21 protein-coding genes are annotated in these 14,886 nt (G+C 48.1%); all 21 read left to right on the plus strand.

The genetic code is table 11. From position 1 onward, the window contains the following. Nucleotides 1-4: 4 nt before the first annotated feature. The 21 genes from gpM (at nt 5) to R7P67_RS12345 (ending at nt 14,842) form a co-directional block, all read left to right on the plus strand. Nucleotides 5-721 carry a phage terminase small subunit gene (gene gpM, locus R7P67_RS12245; protein ID WP_318085988.1) on the plus strand — a complete coding sequence of 239 codons (717 nt, stop codon included), beginning with the start codon at nt 5-7 and terminating at the stop codon, nt 719-721. Between the two features lie 115 nt (nt 722-836). After that, entirely contained in the window at nt 837-1,256 is a 420-nt protein-coding gene (locus R7P67_RS12250) for a head completion/stabilization protein (protein ID WP_158174084.1), read from the plus strand. Then, nucleotides 1,253-1,744, plus strand: a complete 492-nt coding sequence (locus R7P67_RS12255; protein WP_281946384.1) for a phage tail protein — start codon at nt 1,253-1,255, stop codon at nt 1,742-1,744. The genes R7P67_RS12250 and R7P67_RS12255 overlap by 4 nt, the downstream gene beginning before the upstream one ends. Next, nucleotides 1,728-2,384, plus strand: coding sequence for a virion morphogenesis protein (locus tag R7P67_RS12260; protein ID WP_318085989.1), 657 nt, complete (start codon nt 1,728-1,730; stop codon nt 2,382-2,384). The genes R7P67_RS12255 and R7P67_RS12260 overlap by 17 nt, the downstream gene beginning before the upstream one ends. A 3-nt stretch (nt 2,385-2,387) precedes the next feature. Further along, nucleotides 2,388-3,518, plus strand: a complete 1,131-nt coding sequence (locus R7P67_RS12265; RefSeq protein ID WP_318085990.1) for a DUF2586 domain-containing protein — start codon at nt 2,388-2,390, stop codon at nt 3,516-3,518. 3 nt (nt 3,519-3,521) lie between these two features. After that, on the plus strand, nt 3,522-3,971 hold the full coding sequence (locus R7P67_RS12270) for a phage protein (RefSeq protein WP_025605246.1): 450 nt from the start codon (nt 3,522-3,524) through the stop codon (nt 3,969-3,971). 12 nt (nt 3,972-3,983) lie between these two features. Further along, a complete protein-coding gene (locus R7P67_RS12275; RefSeq protein ID WP_085342828.1) occupies nt 3,984-4,202 on the plus strand; it encodes a TraR/DksA C4-type zinc finger protein in 219 nt (72 codons plus the stop codon). A 29-nt stretch (nt 4,203-4,231) separates the two neighbouring features. Further along, nucleotides 4,232-4,696, plus strand: coding sequence for a hypothetical protein (locus R7P67_RS12280; RefSeq protein ID WP_250155519.1), 465 nt, complete (start codon nt 4,232-4,234; stop codon nt 4,694-4,696). Continuing rightward, nucleotides 4,693-4,923 carry a hypothetical protein gene (locus tag R7P67_RS12285; RefSeq protein ID WP_031856782.1) on the plus strand — a complete coding sequence of 77 codons (231 nt, stop codon included), beginning with the start codon at nt 4,693-4,695 and terminating at the stop codon, nt 4,921-4,923. Before R7P67_RS12280 ends, R7P67_RS12285 begins: the two co-directional genes overlap by 4 nt. Nucleotides 4,924-4,925: 2 nt before the next feature. Beyond that, nucleotides 4,926-5,210, plus strand: coding sequence for a hypothetical protein (locus tag R7P67_RS12290; RefSeq protein ID WP_025517570.1), 285 nt, complete (start codon nt 4,926-4,928; stop codon nt 5,208-5,210). Next, nucleotides 5,207-5,470 (plus strand): putative phage tail assembly chaperone, encoded by a 264-nt coding sequence (locus R7P67_RS12295; RefSeq protein ID WP_025517572.1) that lies wholly within the window; start codon nt 5,207-5,209, stop codon nt 5,468-5,470. Before R7P67_RS12290 ends, R7P67_RS12295 begins: the two co-directional genes overlap by 4 nt. Before the next feature lie 41 nt (nt 5,471-5,511). Beyond that, nucleotides 5,512-5,652 carry a DUF6890 family protein gene (locus R7P67_RS12300; protein ID WP_164673212.1) on the plus strand — a complete coding sequence of 47 codons (141 nt, stop codon included), beginning with the start codon at nt 5,512-5,514 and terminating at the stop codon, nt 5,650-5,652. A gap of 11 nt (nt 5,653-5,663) precedes the next feature. Next, complete coding sequence (locus tag R7P67_RS12305) at nt 5,664-7,550, plus strand: phage tail tape measure protein (protein ID WP_318085991.1); 1,887 nt, start codon at nt 5,664-5,666, stop codon at nt 7,548-7,550. Continuing rightward, nucleotides 7,550-7,891 carry a DUF2590 family protein gene (locus tag R7P67_RS12310; protein WP_065302671.1) on the plus strand — a complete coding sequence of 114 codons (342 nt, stop codon included), beginning with the start codon at nt 7,550-7,552 and terminating at the stop codon, nt 7,889-7,891. The genes R7P67_RS12305 and R7P67_RS12310 overlap by 1 nt, the downstream gene beginning before the upstream one ends. Continuing rightward, nucleotides 7,891-9,078 (plus strand): baseplate J/gp47 family protein, encoded by a 1,188-nt coding sequence (locus R7P67_RS12315; RefSeq protein ID WP_318085992.1) that lies wholly within the window; start codon nt 7,891-7,893, stop codon nt 9,076-9,078. The genes R7P67_RS12310 and R7P67_RS12315 overlap by 1 nt, the downstream gene beginning before the upstream one ends. Further along, the gene (locus R7P67_RS12320; RefSeq protein ID WP_318085993.1) at nt 9,065-9,667 is read left to right on the plus strand and encodes a phage tail protein; all 603 of its coding nucleotides are present in this window, start codon (nt 9,065-9,067) and stop codon (nt 9,665-9,667) included. Before R7P67_RS12315 ends, R7P67_RS12320 begins: the two co-directional genes overlap by 14 nt. A gap of 13 nt (nt 9,668-9,680) precedes the next feature. Next, on the plus strand, nt 9,681-12,731 hold the full coding sequence (locus R7P67_RS12325) for a phage tail protein (protein WP_318085994.1): 3,051 nt from the start codon (nt 9,681-9,683) through the stop codon (nt 12,729-12,731). A gap of 14 nt (nt 12,732-12,745) precedes the next feature. Further along, on the plus strand, nt 12,746-13,282 hold the full coding sequence (locus R7P67_RS12330) for an adenine glycosylase (protein ID WP_318085995.1): 537 nt from the start codon (nt 12,746-12,748) through the stop codon (nt 13,280-13,282). Nucleotides 13,283-13,291: 9 nt separating this feature from the next. Continuing rightward, nucleotides 13,292-13,981 (plus strand): hypothetical protein, encoded by a 690-nt coding sequence (locus R7P67_RS12335; protein WP_213966737.1) that lies wholly within the window; start codon nt 13,292-13,294, stop codon nt 13,979-13,981. Continuing rightward, complete coding sequence (locus R7P67_RS12340; RefSeq protein ID WP_025518650.1) at nt 13,972-14,643, plus strand: hypothetical protein; 672 nt, start codon at nt 13,972-13,974, stop codon at nt 14,641-14,643. The genes R7P67_RS12335 and R7P67_RS12340 overlap by 10 nt, the downstream gene beginning before the upstream one ends. Nucleotide 14,644: 1 nt before the next feature. Beyond that, nucleotides 14,645-14,842: a hypothetical protein gene (locus R7P67_RS12345; RefSeq protein WP_318085996.1), complete on the plus strand. Its 198-nt coding sequence runs from the start codon at nt 14,645-14,647 to the stop codon at nt 14,840-14,842. Nucleotides 14,843-14,886 lie beyond the last annotated feature (44 nt).

Here is a 14,886-nt window from a genome sequence, read left to right on the forward strand (position 1 = left end):
ACGCATGGTTAGCCCATTAGCAAAACAGCGTCGACAGCTCATTGAAAAGCAAGCTAACCAGTCTGCACCGGGAGTGAGTTCCGGTGCAGATACCGACAGCCTGCACATCAAGCTGATTGAGTTTGAAGAAGACCGCAAGTATTTGCGCTCTTTAAATGCCATCGCTGATCGAATTAAGCATAAGCGTGAAGTGCTGGTACCGAAGTACAAGCCGTACGTTCAGGCCTACTTAGAAAGTGGCGAAGCGTTCGAAAACCCAATTTTCACCAACTTGGTGGTTTGGCTATTCGACATTAAAGAGCTGGATATCGCAATCGAATGGTGCATGAAAGCCATTGAGCTGGACTTACCTACACCAGAAAACTTCCGTCGTGACTGGCCGACGTTCTGTGCTGACGAAGTGTTGGCATGGGCGGAAACTGAATCCGAACGTGGTCATTCCATCGAGCCTTATTTCTCCCAGGTATTCGAAAAGGTAGAGAAAGACTGGCGTTTGCACGAGAAGGTTCACGCCAAGTGGTACAAGTTCGCGGGTTTATACCTGATTCGAAATGAAGAAGGCCAGCCGCAAGCCACGGCAGTCGGAAATGTGGAAACGTTGGAAAAAGCATTGGCTCTGCTTCAACACGCTCACGATAAGAACAGCAAAGTGGGGGTGGGTACCCAAATCAAAAAGATTGAAGCCCGTATTCGCGCCATTAACGAAGGCAAGAATTTGTAAAGACTCCTACGCCACCGCGCCTCGGCTGGTGAGGTAAGAGAAGCCAATCGGCTAACTCGATACCGTCGACCCAGTGGCTTAGAGGCGCCCTAATTTAAATAAGCAAGGAACCGTTATGAGCTTTGGCGGAAATGTTAACAGCGCAGTCGATATCGCCATACCAGGTGAAGGATGGCCGGATTTATCCACGGCTGAATTTCGCAGTTTACGTCGTGTTCCACATACGTTTGATAACGACTCTTTGAACTATGCGGTGACCATCGCCTCGCTAAATATCCAAGAACGATTAGAAAGCTTGATCGTCGATGGTGAAAAGCCAGTGCTGAGCAACCCGAAAATCATGCTCTACAAACGTGCGGTTTATGGTCGGGCTCATGCTGAGCTGCTGAAAGAGTTTGCGACCCAAGACCGCCGAAAAGAGGGTGAAAGCGTGGCAACGGATGAACCGGAACAAGAGGCACGTTTTATCACCCAGAGTAATGTTGATGTGCGTTTGCTGCTAGGCCGTAGTGCGAATGGGATTGACTCGATATGAGCGAAACCACTTACAACAAAACCAAGCTGGAACACCTGACGGATTACATCGTCAGTCACCTGAATACCAATGTACTCGATAACAAAATCGACGCCTGGCAGGAAAACGGCTCTATCGTGCCAAACGGTGAAGACCGAGGGAACGGCGGTTATATCGCTTGTCACTGGAAGTACAACGCCGTGATCAGTATTGAAGAGTTTCCACACCGACTTCTCGACCCTCGCTGCTTACTTGCTCTGGTTGCTTGTTGGCTGAGCGATTACGACACCACGCGTAATGAAGATGAGTTAGGCGACCCAGATCTTTCGGTTGATGTGATCAGCAGTGAAGTAGCCGACGTTGCCATTGAACTGGAAATGATGGAGCCGATTGAGCTGATCCCTGACCCTGCGGGAATGATCACTTGGCGAGGGGAAACCTACCGAGTACAGGCCGTTGAAATCTACACCGCAGAAGAAGCGGAGTTGGTGAATGAAGCCGCAAATTAAGGTCAATGAGCGCGATGTGCTCAACATGCAGGAAAAGCTGGCCATGCTGGCTCTGCCACCTAAAAAGCGAGTCTGGATACTGAAAACCCTTGGCCGTTGGGAAAAAGCCAATACTCGCAAACGCATTCGCTCCCAAAAAGACATTAACGGACGCGCTCTGCAACCAAAGAAAGGAAAGAAGAAAGGCAAGGTTTTAAAGCGGATGGCAAAGGGCTTAACGCCTTATGTGAGAAACGCCAACCAGCTTGATTTGACTTGGAGTAACAAGTTAGCCGCAAAAATCGCAGCAAGGCACCACCTTGGTCAAAAGCAAAAGATGACCAAGCGCCAAATGCAAAAGCGATGGGGTAAACCAGATTACTCAGCACTTTGTACCAAAGGGCAAGCGAGAAAGCTAAGAGAACTGGGTTACACGGTACCAAGAAAAAGCGGAAAAGGGCGAAAGAAACCCAGTTTACGTGAGTTGATGGCAACCATCACCCACGGACAAGCAGGACAACTTATTCGAGAACTCTCTAATCAACCAAATATCACCAGTTGGGATATTCCATTAGCAGAGCGTCAGATTCTCGGTAGTAAAGAACGTGAAGTGAACCGCCAGCTCATCAAGATATTTGAGCAGGCAAAACAGAGGAAATAACCAATGGCAACCGGAAAGGTAGAGGTTAACAATCTCAATTTGGCACAAGGCGGTATCCCTGAGATAGAACGTCACGTGCTTTTCATCGGGCGCACTGACCAGGTAGAACTGCAAGGCAAAGTGACCCGCATTAATAACATGACCAACCTTGACGAAGTTGTCGCCGATGATGCGCTTGGTCTGAACGTGAAAGCCGCTCAGCTTAACGGCAAACAAAACTGGACGGGTGCGATTGTTGGCTTAGATGCAGATGATACCTGGCAACACGCTGTTGATTTGGCGAATCTGACTGACTCATTCGAAGGCATCGCCATTTGTGACCCAGTCACGGTAAAAACTCAGTTTGATGATATGCAGTCGAAAGCAACCGAACTGACTAGCAAACTTGGCCGTTGGGTGTTCTTCCTTGCAGCTTGTGCCGGTATTGATTCAGACCCGGATACAGGCCAAACGTGGGCAGAGTACGAAACCGTTATGCTTGATCTGGTGAAAGATGTTTCTGCAAACCTCGTGACACCCGTTCCTCAGCTTAACGGCAATAACGTGGGTGTACTTGCTGGTCGTCTATGTGATCGAAACGTCACGGTAGCAGACAGCCCAATGCGTGTCGCAACAGGCTCAGTATTGAGCTTGGGTGACATGCCAACGGACAGCGCAGGCAAAGCATTAGAGATGAGCACCATCGCAACGCTAGCCGACGCACGTTACTCACTGCCGCAATGGTACGCCGATTTAGAAGGGGTGTACTGGTCGGACGCAACCACATTGGAATCCAAAGGCGGTGATTATCAGTACCTCGAATACGTTCGCCCGGTGCACAAGCTTAACCGCCGTGTGCGTATCAAAGCTATTCGACGTATTGCCGACCGCATTCTTAACTCAACGCCTGCAAGCATTGAGCTGAACCGCACTTACTTTCGCAAAGATATGCGTGATATGTCGAAAACGACAGAAGTTGGCGGCATTACCTTCCCTGGTGAAATCATGCCGCCAGAAGATGGTGACGTCACCATTCAGTGGGTAACCAAAACCAAAGTGTCGATAGGTTTGATGGTTCGTCCTCATAACTGCCCGAAACACATCGTGGTCAACATCGCGCTTGATCTTGCTAACCCTGCAGATTTGGAGGCGTAATCCATGAGAATTTCTGGCAAGAACATGCATTTCTCTTTGGGTGACTACAAGCTCAAAGCACAAAAAGTCTCGTTATCCATCACCGATAATTCCGCCGTCAATAAAACCTCTGGTGTGCCAGATGGTTACGTCGACGGAGATGTTGAGGCTAGCGGTGAGATGGAGCTGACCACGCAGCAATTTAACCTACTAAGCAAAGCAGCGAAACAAGCCGGCTCTTGGCGAGGAATGCCTGATTTTGACGCGTTGTTCTACGGCAAGATTGATAAAGATGAGCTCAAAATTGAAGCCTTCGGATGTCGTATCAAAATCTCTGACCTACTTGATGCCGATTCGAATGGCGGTAGTGCATTAGTTCACAAGCTGCCATTCGAGGTGACAAGCCCAGACTTTGTCAGCATCAACGGTGTGCCGTACCTACGTCCGGATGAAACCGAAGACTTGGTTCAATAACAAGGAGGCATGATGGCAGATGTTATCGACCATGCCTGCGGTATTGAAACCCAATTCACAGAAGTGGCGCTTGCCAACCAACTGGCAAGGGCTAAGCAAATTGAAAAACGGGAAAGCGCACATGAATGCGGCGAATGTGGCGACCCAATCCCAGAAAAACGCCGCCAAAAAGTACCAGGTTGCATCTACTGCACCCAGTGTCAAAGCGAATTGGAGCGAATGACCCGATGAATTTAGCAAAGCTCTTTGTTGAGAAAATCATGAAGCCAGTCCTTGACCACTTAGACATGGCATCCGGTGGTAAAGGCACAATGAACACTCAAGCGGCCATTAATCTGATCCTGATGATTATTGCCCATGAGTCTGGAAAGTTTACTTACTCAAAACAAGTGCGTGGTCCTGCATTGGGCTTTACCCAAATGGAGCCAGCCACCTTCAACTGGCTTGTCGAGTGGTTAGGTAACAGCCGCCCTCACTTGTTGGATGCATTGTCGATGTTTTGCCCCGTTGAGCACTTAGACCCTCGTTACATGGTGATTTCACCCGAGTTCGCAGTGGCAACCGCACGACTCAATTTAATTCGGTTCCCGGAAGCCTTGCCTGAAGCCGATGACCTAGAAGGCTTGGCTCGGTACGCGAAGAAGTACTGGAACACGAGCGCAGGGAAAGCAACCGCAGAAGATTACCTGCAAGCATATCAATCGCTAATCGGAGAAGCAGCATGAGTTTCATAACTGGAATCGTTGGCAAGACATTGTTGGAAGTACTGAAAGGTCTGTTCTTTCAAATCAGTTGGTCAATCATCCTTGAACGCTTCGCCACACGTCTTGTGGTATGGGGCTTGGAAACCTTGAAAGGCCTGAGCACAAACGATGTTCTGCAAGAAACCGTGGATGACATCATCAACGCTTTACAAGGCAAACGCTTGAAAGAAGTGCCACTGAAGGAATAGCGATGGATTCATCATGGATATCGGCGATTGTGGCAACGATAGCGCTGCTTATCGCCATCATCAATGTGGTTTTCGGCAGAACGGATAAAGGGCAGAACACCGCCCGAGATCATGATCGTCGTATCCATGCCAATGAGCTAGCCACTGAGCGACTGCGTGGTGATGTCGCTGAAAAGTACGCCACCAAGCACGAACTACGGGAAGCCGTAGATGATTTGAAAGATTCAATTAACGGACGGTTCGACCGTTTGGAAACCAAGCTAGATAAAGAGAGAGATGTAGCATGAGCAAGCAAATTGTATTAACGGTCGGTGATGCAGATATCACGTTCGTCCCAACAGAAGCGGATTACAACGACTACATGAACGCGTTGGCACAGGGGGAAATCGTGAACTCTGCGCATAACTTTCTGATGAACACCGTTACAGAAGAAAGCAAAGAAGTATTCCGTGAGCTGACGAACGAGAACCCAGGTGCAGCGATTCAGGTTGTGGGTGAAGTTCTCAAGGAGTACACGCCGAAGCTGCAAATCAAAGTAAAAAAATAGATGCCCTTGTTCGGGCTATGGACTCCAACGAGCTCGAACAAATGCTTACCTGGCGCCGTAAGTGGTTGCCGGGTGAGACAGACAGCGAAGAGAACCTTGCAAGGGCAATTTGGTTAGAGCGTCAGTATTGGGAAAACATGCAAGCTGCCACCGCCAATGGGGTTGCCAGGGCGTTTAGCTGATAAGGAACACGATGTTACCAGAAGCACTCAGATTTCAAGTTGGATTGATTGACCAGATTTCTAAACCTCTGGGCAATATTCAACGCAATTTGCATGATGTCACCAATACCTACCGTCAGGGTACTCATACCATGATGGCTGGCGCGGCAGGCATGGTGGGTGCTGGCTTTGCATTGCAACAAGCCTTGATGCCAGCAATTGAGATGGACAGGGCATTAGGTGAAGTGAAATCACTTGGTGTTGCCGATGACCAACTAAAAACCCTTACCCAAACCGCAATGAAGTTTTCGGTTGAATATGGTAAGTCGGCCACTGAATTTGTGGCGGCTTCGTATGATATCAAATCTGCTATGGGAGATATGACAGGTGATGAACTGGCGGGTGTCACAAGAAGCTCGGCTATTTTAGCCGCTGCGACTAAAGCAGATACAGCCACCATTACCAACTACATGGGCACCATGTACTCGGTTTTTAAAGACCAAGCCGATCGGATTGGTAAAGACAACTGGGCTGAACAAGTTGCAGGTATGACCGCAAAATCTGTCGAGAGGTTCAAAACCACGGGTCAAGGCATGTCGGATGCGTTTAAAGGTGTTGGCGCATTAGGTAAAACTCACGGCGTAGCCATTCAAGAGCAAATGGCCGTGCTTGGCCTACTACAAGGCTCTATGACTGGTAGTGAGGCGGGGACTCGTTACAAAGCTTTTATGAACGGTGTTGTCAAAGCACAAGACAAGCTTGGTATGTCGTTTACAGACAGCAACGGAAAAATGCTGCCCATGTTCGACATTATGTCGAAACTACGCAACCAATTCGGTGATTTAGATTCACTGGAAATTGATCAGATTAAGCAAGCTTTCGGCTCGGATGAAGCCGTGCTGCTTATCACCGACTTGATAGGCAAAACGAATGAGCTGCAATCCAGCGTCAAAGACCTAAATGATGCTAGTAACTTAAATACGGCAATTAACATGGCCGGAGCGATGACCGACCAATGGGAACGACTCGAACAAGGCGTGTTTGCAGTTCGCACTGCTTTTGGTGCCGCGTTGTTGCCTTCTCTCTTGCCTGTGATTTCAAGCTTGGCTGATGGTGCGATAGAAATCATCGAATGGACAGAGATGTTCCCGAACCTGACCAAGTACATTGGTTTTGCTGCCATGGCGATTTTAGGTGCAGCAGCAGCAGGTGGTGTTTTTACCTTAATGATGGGTGTCGGTAAACAAGTCATGGCGACTTATATGCTCACCATGAAGATGTTTACAGGGGTGAACTTTTTACTAACCAAAGGAATGGCAGCGCTTCGCGTTGCAATGCTAGCGGTAAACATCGCAATGATGGCGAACCCAATAGGATTCATTACTGGTGCTGTCGTTGCCGCAATCGCCGCAGTGGGTGCGCTGATCTTCTACTGGGATGATCTGAAAGCCTCGTTGGGTGACACAACCTGGTTCCAAGTACTAGAAGGGGCAATCACTTTAATCACACTTCCATTCAGAGCCATGTTTGAGTTCATCAAGGCAGGTTGGCAATGGGTCATGAGCGGCTTTACCGACACTAGTGGATTTGCCTTTATCGGTGATATGGCCAACTCAATTAAGGAGGTTTTTTCCGGAGTGTTCAATTGGATTACCCAGAGCCTAGCGGGAATTTGGGATTCCGTGAAAGGACTCATTGATTGGATACCGGGCTTCGGTAGCGATGATGAAGCTACTCAAGTGAAATCTAAATCCGTTCAAAGTGCTACGCCTCGTGCTCAAATTCAACCTGGGGGCGCAGCCAAGAACATTGCCAGCTATCAAACCAGTTCGACGAACTACGGTGGTGTGGCGATTTATCCAACCTACATGAACAGCCCGCAAGACATGGCGAGTGAAATAGAAATGGCGGCAGGCTAATGGCGGATTACAAATACCAAGACATTTTGATTGAGAACGGGGATGTGGTGCTCGATGCAGGCCGCAACCCAATCTTGATTCAAGACCGAGCGGTTATTGCCCAAGACATCAAACACGCCATCATCGAGAGCAACTTAGCGGTGGATTTAATCGCTGAGCGAAGCCCATCCAAGAAAGCCGATATCCGCACCAAGCTGGAATTGCTGGTTGAAGAAGATGTTCGATTGGTACCGGGTACCGTGCGTTTGGATGAACCGACTGAGGGCACGATTTACGTGTTTGCCGACACCATGGACTTTGGCGAGTTGAAATTAGAGATAGTGAATAACGGAGAGCGTTAATGACTGATATTCCAAAACCGGATTATTCCGAACTGGTGAAGCAATCCGGTATCCCAACCGATGAAGCAGGGTGGAAGAAAGTACTCAAAGAGGAGATGGATAAAGAAGGTTCCATCATCTCAAACGACTCGCCGTTTTCTCCATTTTGGCGACTCATTGAAGCCACCGTAGTGAAAGTCACGATGTGGCTCATCAATACCTTATTGGTTGGCTATGTCTTGCCGAATATGTTTGTTGCGACCGCTGTAGACCAATGGCTCGACTTGTTGGCGTGGCAATGCAAACTCACCCGAAAAGGGGCAACCAAAGCCAAAGGAATGATCGCTTTTCAACGTTCTGCGGTTAAAGGCCCTGCGTTGGTGATCCCCAAAGATACGTGGGTACAGACCGAACCGATTAACGGCACGATTTACCGGGTGAAGGTGCTTGCTGATACCACGATGCCTGAGAACGACACCATGGTGATGGCAGAAGTCGAGGCAGAGAACGAGGGCGCGGCTTACAACCTAGGTGAAGGGTATTACCACATTTTACCAACAGCCATTCCGGGCATTGGCGCAGTGACCAACCCTGCTGAATGGTTGAATGAAGCTGGGGCAGACAAAGAGAGTAATGACGAACTCCGCCTACGTATTCGTAACCAATGGAGCGCAGTAGCAAGATGGCACATTGACGCAGCTTACCGTTCACTGCTCACCAGTCGCGCAGGTATCAATGACGATAATGTCTATTTTGAGCACAACGCTCCGCGTGGTCCAGGTACCGCCAACGCGTTCATCCTTTTAGATACGGGGGAACCATCGGCAGAAATGTTGGCGGATTTGAATGAGTACATCCGTGTCGAAGGTCAGCACGGACATGGTGATGATCTGCAAGTCCTCGCCATGCCAGAAACAGCCCACGATATTGTCTGCCGGGTTTGGCCACTTCGTTCATTAACGATGGAAGACCGAGATGCGTTGAAAATGAAAGTGGAGCAGTTTATTAGTGCGGCTTTCCGTGAGAACACCGATTACTCGCCAACAGTTACTAGTCCGGTGCTTCGATTCAGTTTCTCAAGATTAGGGCAAGAGCTGCATGAGCAGTTTTCGGAGATTGAATCGCTCGAATTCGATAATGCCGACATCATCAATAACTTGACGGTACCGCGCATTAATTCTCTGGGGGTGACCGTTGAAAATTCCTGAGATTAATCTGCGTTACTGGATGGGACGTGGCGAACTGGCTAAGTTCGCCCGAGCCATGCGTAACTACTGGGGACATGTGAGGTCGGCATTCGAAATGCCATTGCAGCAGCATGACCCACTTACTGCACCAATAGCACTGGTGAATATCCTTGCCTGGCAACGCGATATAGAACGCCTAGGCCAAGAGCCGGAAGCGTTATTTCGAACCCGTGTGGCTCACGCTTATGGCTTCGCACGTGACGCGGGCACGATAGCAGGCTGGGAAGATATGTTTGCCAAGTTGGGTTATCCGCACATTGGACAAGATGAGCGTTTGGCTAATGTGGATTGGGATGTGATCAGCGTAAAAATCCGCGACGGTGACCTAACCAATGTCCCTAAGTTGTTAGATACCGTCATTAGACAGTACGGGCGTACTTGCCGCCGATATCAATACACCAGTTATGTTGAAATGCCGTTGGCCGCTCGAAGCAAGAACGTCGAAGCGCAATACACCACGTCTCACGTTAAGACTAGGCTCAACGTTGGCATGCTTCCATGTGTGCTGAACGTCGACTGCGAATATTACCAAGCCACAGTGAAGGGTTAAGGAATTACTAAACATGGCAAATACCACTGACAAGTCAATTTTAACTGCCGCAGGTAAAGCACTGTTGGCACAGCTCAACGCTGAAGAAAAGCCGCTTATCATCGACAAAATGATATTTGCGAATATTCCCAACCGCCCAGAGCTCCCACAGCCAGATGATGTGGTACCAACTGACGACATTGTTCATCAAGAGCAGGTTGAGCAACGCGGCCGACTTTCTGCTGACTCGGTGATTTACAGCACCACCTTGACCAGCGATGTTGGTCCGTTTGAGTTCAACTGGACAGGCGCATACTGCTCTGAATATGGCGTATTAGTCACGATTGACCATCACGCGCTAACACCAAAGACGGCAGATGAACCAGGTGTTGCGGGTAATACCTTGGTGCGTTCGGTCGTACTTGAATACAAAGACATCGCGGAAATCACCAACATCACGGTGGATGCATCCAGCTGGCAATACAACGCCACTGATCGAATGAAGAAGATGGACAGTGATGTGGCGCAATCCATCATCGACCAGAACGGCAAAGACTGGTTTATCGAAGATGGTTTCTTGGTGACGCCATCAGGCAGTGCATACAACATCAAATCGGGTGCCGGTTATGTATCAGGTAACCGAGTGAGCATGGAATTTGACCGAAGTATTCAGGTACCCAATAAGCCCTCGTTCATCTACATCGATGCGCACCGCGAAGGTACAGCAACAGGTGAGCAGGTGACTCTGTTTGATTTCGTTATCACGGCCGAAGAGAAAGACGATTACATCGATTCATCGACTGGTAAAGGTATCTCGCATTTCGTGTGCAAAATTGCGAAGGTGCTGGCTGATGGAACAGTGAGTGATTTGCGAGGCATTGGTGGCACGAAAATGATGACAATGTCATTACCAACTTTTACGTCATTCACTGATAGAAGCTTGGACTGTGAACATGTCATCACCAGAGGCTACTATTCGCCAGGCGATAAAGGTTCAGCAGAATTTACATTTACAGGGAACGTTAAGCTTGAAGAAGCGGGTAAGTCGCATCTCGACATTGGGTTAGTCTACGATTCGAAGGGTAGGGAATTTGAAATTGTCAGCAGCCCTTTGAATTATCGCCAGTTTGGTGCGGTATTAGACGGTCAAACTTCGGTAATGCAGCAAATTAAAGACTGTCATGATTGCGCGAATCTAAAGCTGGTTCCAGTTCAGAATGAAGATGGGAAAGCACTGATTGATGATAGCCACTTAGTGGTTATTAACACGAATGTGGATTGGGGAATGACAGAATTCATCATTGATTCAAGTGTTGGAAACCCGGCGACTTGGAGCATGCCCGTCCTATTTCGAGCGGAAGGAAACCCGCTGGAAACCTTCCTTTTGCCGCTGAATAAAAGTGAGTTCTACGAATCGTCAAGTTGGTTGCCATCACTGGCGACTCTTCATAACGCGTTTATATTCATTGATTCTGATACGCCTCATATCAAGCGTTACCCATCATCCTCTACGTTTGAAAATAAACGAGAGCCAAACCGAGTGGGTAAAAACGGTGAGTTGAATAAGCCTTTACGATTTGATTACACGCAATCTGAATCACTGACCGTTCAGTATCGTAATATGGAGCAGTGCTACATTACCATTAAGGGAGGGTTCCTCGACCAAAATGGCAGTCCTAGCCATATCTTCTTAGAAATAGCGCGCAACAATACGATTTGGCACCTAGTTGGTTTCAAAGATAAAACCAATTCAGACCAAAAAAATATCCGTGCTCCAATGAGCTATTCAATGTGTGCTGACGTTCGTCTCATCGACGTTAACGCAGAAGCACCGACTCGTTTGGATGGGACAGACGGCACTTACGGCCTTTCCGGAACGGGCGTCGTGGACTTATATCTGGAAAACCTGAACGCCTATTGTGGTTATGGTTTCGCGGGTATGAACCTCGTCAATGGGGTGACGTTGAAGAGCTGTAAAATCAATCGATTTGATGGGCACTTCGGTCTTTGGGATCTCTTAGCAGAAGACACCCATTTTAAAGAATGGGGGATATTGGTTGGTTCTGGAGGCGGTTACCTCAAGCTAAAGAACTGCTCTAAGTTCTTTGGAAAGTCGACCAAGCTTAATTCTAAAGATTACGGTTTTAGTGATGTAGTTCAGTTGCGTCCTGACTATGCAAGTGAATGGCGAGGTACCATAGAAATTGATGGTCTGAGAATGATTGTGGATACCAGCATGTCGCGTGATATTGGATTGCAGATAGTTAAGTTCCATTGTGATGGCGACTATGGAGCAAGCCATATCGTCGAGTGGGCAAGAAATATCATCATCAAAGACGTGGTGATTGAAGCTCCGGACTCTCATCTCACTTATCAGGCGTTTGGTGTTGTTTGTGTGGATTTCTCAAACAATGCCATTACTACAGGGACTCGACTTCCTGCGCGAGTCATTATCGACAACGTCAACTACTCAAAAGAAAACCCTAATGCCTACATATCTGCCGTGAACGGACCTAAGGATTTGTATGTCAAAATGAATGCTGAAGCGGGCGATGCTGCGGATGGGGCGCACAATGCGGTTTGGTCTGTTTCTCGAATTTTTAATGCGAACCGTAATCCAAGGTATAACGAGGGTAATTCTCCTGGTGCAGAAACGCTGGTTCAATATGCTCCAAATACTAATGAAAGAAACATTGGTGCGGATAGAATCAAGCTTCGTATTTTGATTAGCCAGTGCACCATGTTTGATGTTGAAATTACGGTATCCCATTACTTGGAAGTTCACGGTGGATCATGTGTGGCTTATGATCAATATTCCGGCTCATTTGCTTCAGACGGTATCGCGTGGTTTCACAATTGCCAAATCATGCCATTACCCGTTGATAGTACCGGAAAGCCAGAGTTTGGTCCGCATCATCTCAGAGGATGTAGCATTTTAAAAACGGATGCAGGATACACCGCGAGTTATTTACGCAGCTCTCAAGGAGTGCTAGTTGAAAAAGATGTGGTGATAACAGGTAGTGTTACGCCTTCCATGATGTTTAATGGGTATCTTTCAGATAGCCGTTTTGAGCCAGTTGCCTAGGAAGTGGACTAAAGATGCTAACCCTAAACGGCACTCAAATCTCACTCAAGAACCTGCGCATTAGCGTTCGCCAACAGCTCGCCGGACAAGATATGTCCGGCCAGTCCTCATCGACTGACCAAGCTGAAACGGGCAACAAAGGCAAAGTGTTGTCCGTAAGTGGCGTGATCCCATTCAATAAGAGTGAAACCCTAAGCAACCTGTTCACCATGGCAGGCGGGCAAGATAACAGTGCCCGCCAGATTTACCGCATCAGCAATAACACGGCTGCGGCACTCAAGATTCGCCAGGTGAAGTTCCAAGGCACTATTCGAGCCGATGAGCAAGAGAGCAACCGACAATGGAACGTGGCTTTTGAGTTAGTCGAGCACTTGTCTGTCCCTGAGCGTGTTGAACAGCGTCAGGAAGATAAGCCAGCAACACAGCAGCAGGTGCAAGGGGTAACCACTCCGGTTGAAACGGGTCAAAGTGAAGACGTTCCGCCGGATACCAGTGTCGAACTCACAGGCATCATTAAGTTTCTCAAATCACTAGACGAAATATTGTCATAGGGGGAGGTTATGGAACCAAACCATAAGTTTGTTTGCCGCGCCTATCTTGGGAATCAAAAGGTTAAAGCAAAGAATCATCGCATTCTCTTTGATGTGAATACACCTGGTCGCTGCTCGATTTCCGTTGAAGGCTCTCCGAAGGTTAATACCATTATCGCGGTGGATATCGGGTGGGGTGAAAGCATCTCGCGGGTATTTCTTGGTTACATCGAACGGGTTCAAGCATCAGAAAAAGGATGGTCAGAACTGTTTTGTCGCGAGTTGGCGGCATTGTTGTTTAAGCCGCTCGATATCACGCTTCGCCACCCAACGTTAATGCAATTACTCAGCGATGTGACCAACAAAACTGGACTGCAGTTTGTGGTACCAGAAGCGACCTACAGCAAAACATCAATCCCTTGCTTTTACAGTGATGGTAATGGCTATCGAGTGATGGACGAGCTGTCTCAAGCCTTCGGTATTGAAGACCTGTTTTGGCAACAGCAGGGTAACGGCCAAATCTATGTGGGCACTTGGAAGGATTCTTACTGGGCAGATAAGCCGGTAACTATTCCTGATAGCCTAATGACGGGGCACACTGCGGCCAAGTCCGTGAAAATACCCGCAAGCCCTAAGTTAAGACCGGGTGCAATCGTCAATGGCCTGCGTTTGGTCGGCGTTGATTTCCAAGGAACAGAGGTGAAGCTAACATGGACGTAAATGCAATTAAGAGGATTATCTTCCGATTGTTTCCAGAACTGACCGGACGCTGGCATTTGCCACGATGGGGTAAGGTGGTTGCGCTACCTGAGCTGCCTGAAGAGGGCGACATGTCTGATCGCTTTTACCCGCATTATGCGGTGGACGTTCAGCTGCTTGATGAAAAGGGCGTGGAGTTCAAAGACAAATCACCACTTCAGGCGGTACCACTTCCAATACCAGGTGTGGGTGAATACGCCGGTAGACTGGAGCCACCGGCAATCGGAAGCATTGTAGAAATAGGCTTTATGTTCGGCCAGCCGGATAAGCCTTTTATTCGTTGTGTTCTGCCATTGGGATTCAAGTTACCCGCGATTAAGCAAGGCGAAAGCCGATATCAACAACGCCAAGGTGTTTACCAACTGGTCGACGAAGAAGGTAACTTTGAAAGCAAGACAGACAAAGACAACATCACCGAATGTTTAAATCAACGCATCAAAGTGTTGGAAGACAAAATAGAAGAAATCACAAACAATAAAACCACGACTGCCAAGAAAATCATAGAAGTGGCTGACCTCATCACCATGAATGGTGGTAAAGGTGTTGTGCAAGGTGACTGTATTTGTGCTTACACAGGCAAGCCTCACTCTGATTTGTCATCGACAGTTAAGGCAGGTAAATAACATGGCAATGAGTAAAGCATCTCTGAAAGCAAAGTTGGCAAGTGAACTACAAGCACAAGGGTTCGTTCTAACAGGTGAATTCGCCATGGCAGGAAAGATGGCAGAAGCGATCGCCAATGCTGTGTATGACGAAATCACACAAAATGCCAAGGCAAACATATCGAGTGGCAGCTCTGCCGGGCAGCATTCAATAGTGTAAACGTATGAGAATGGTTAAATATTCATGGAGGACTAGTACAAAAT

The organism is Vibrio sp. Vb0937, from assembly GCF_033338855.1.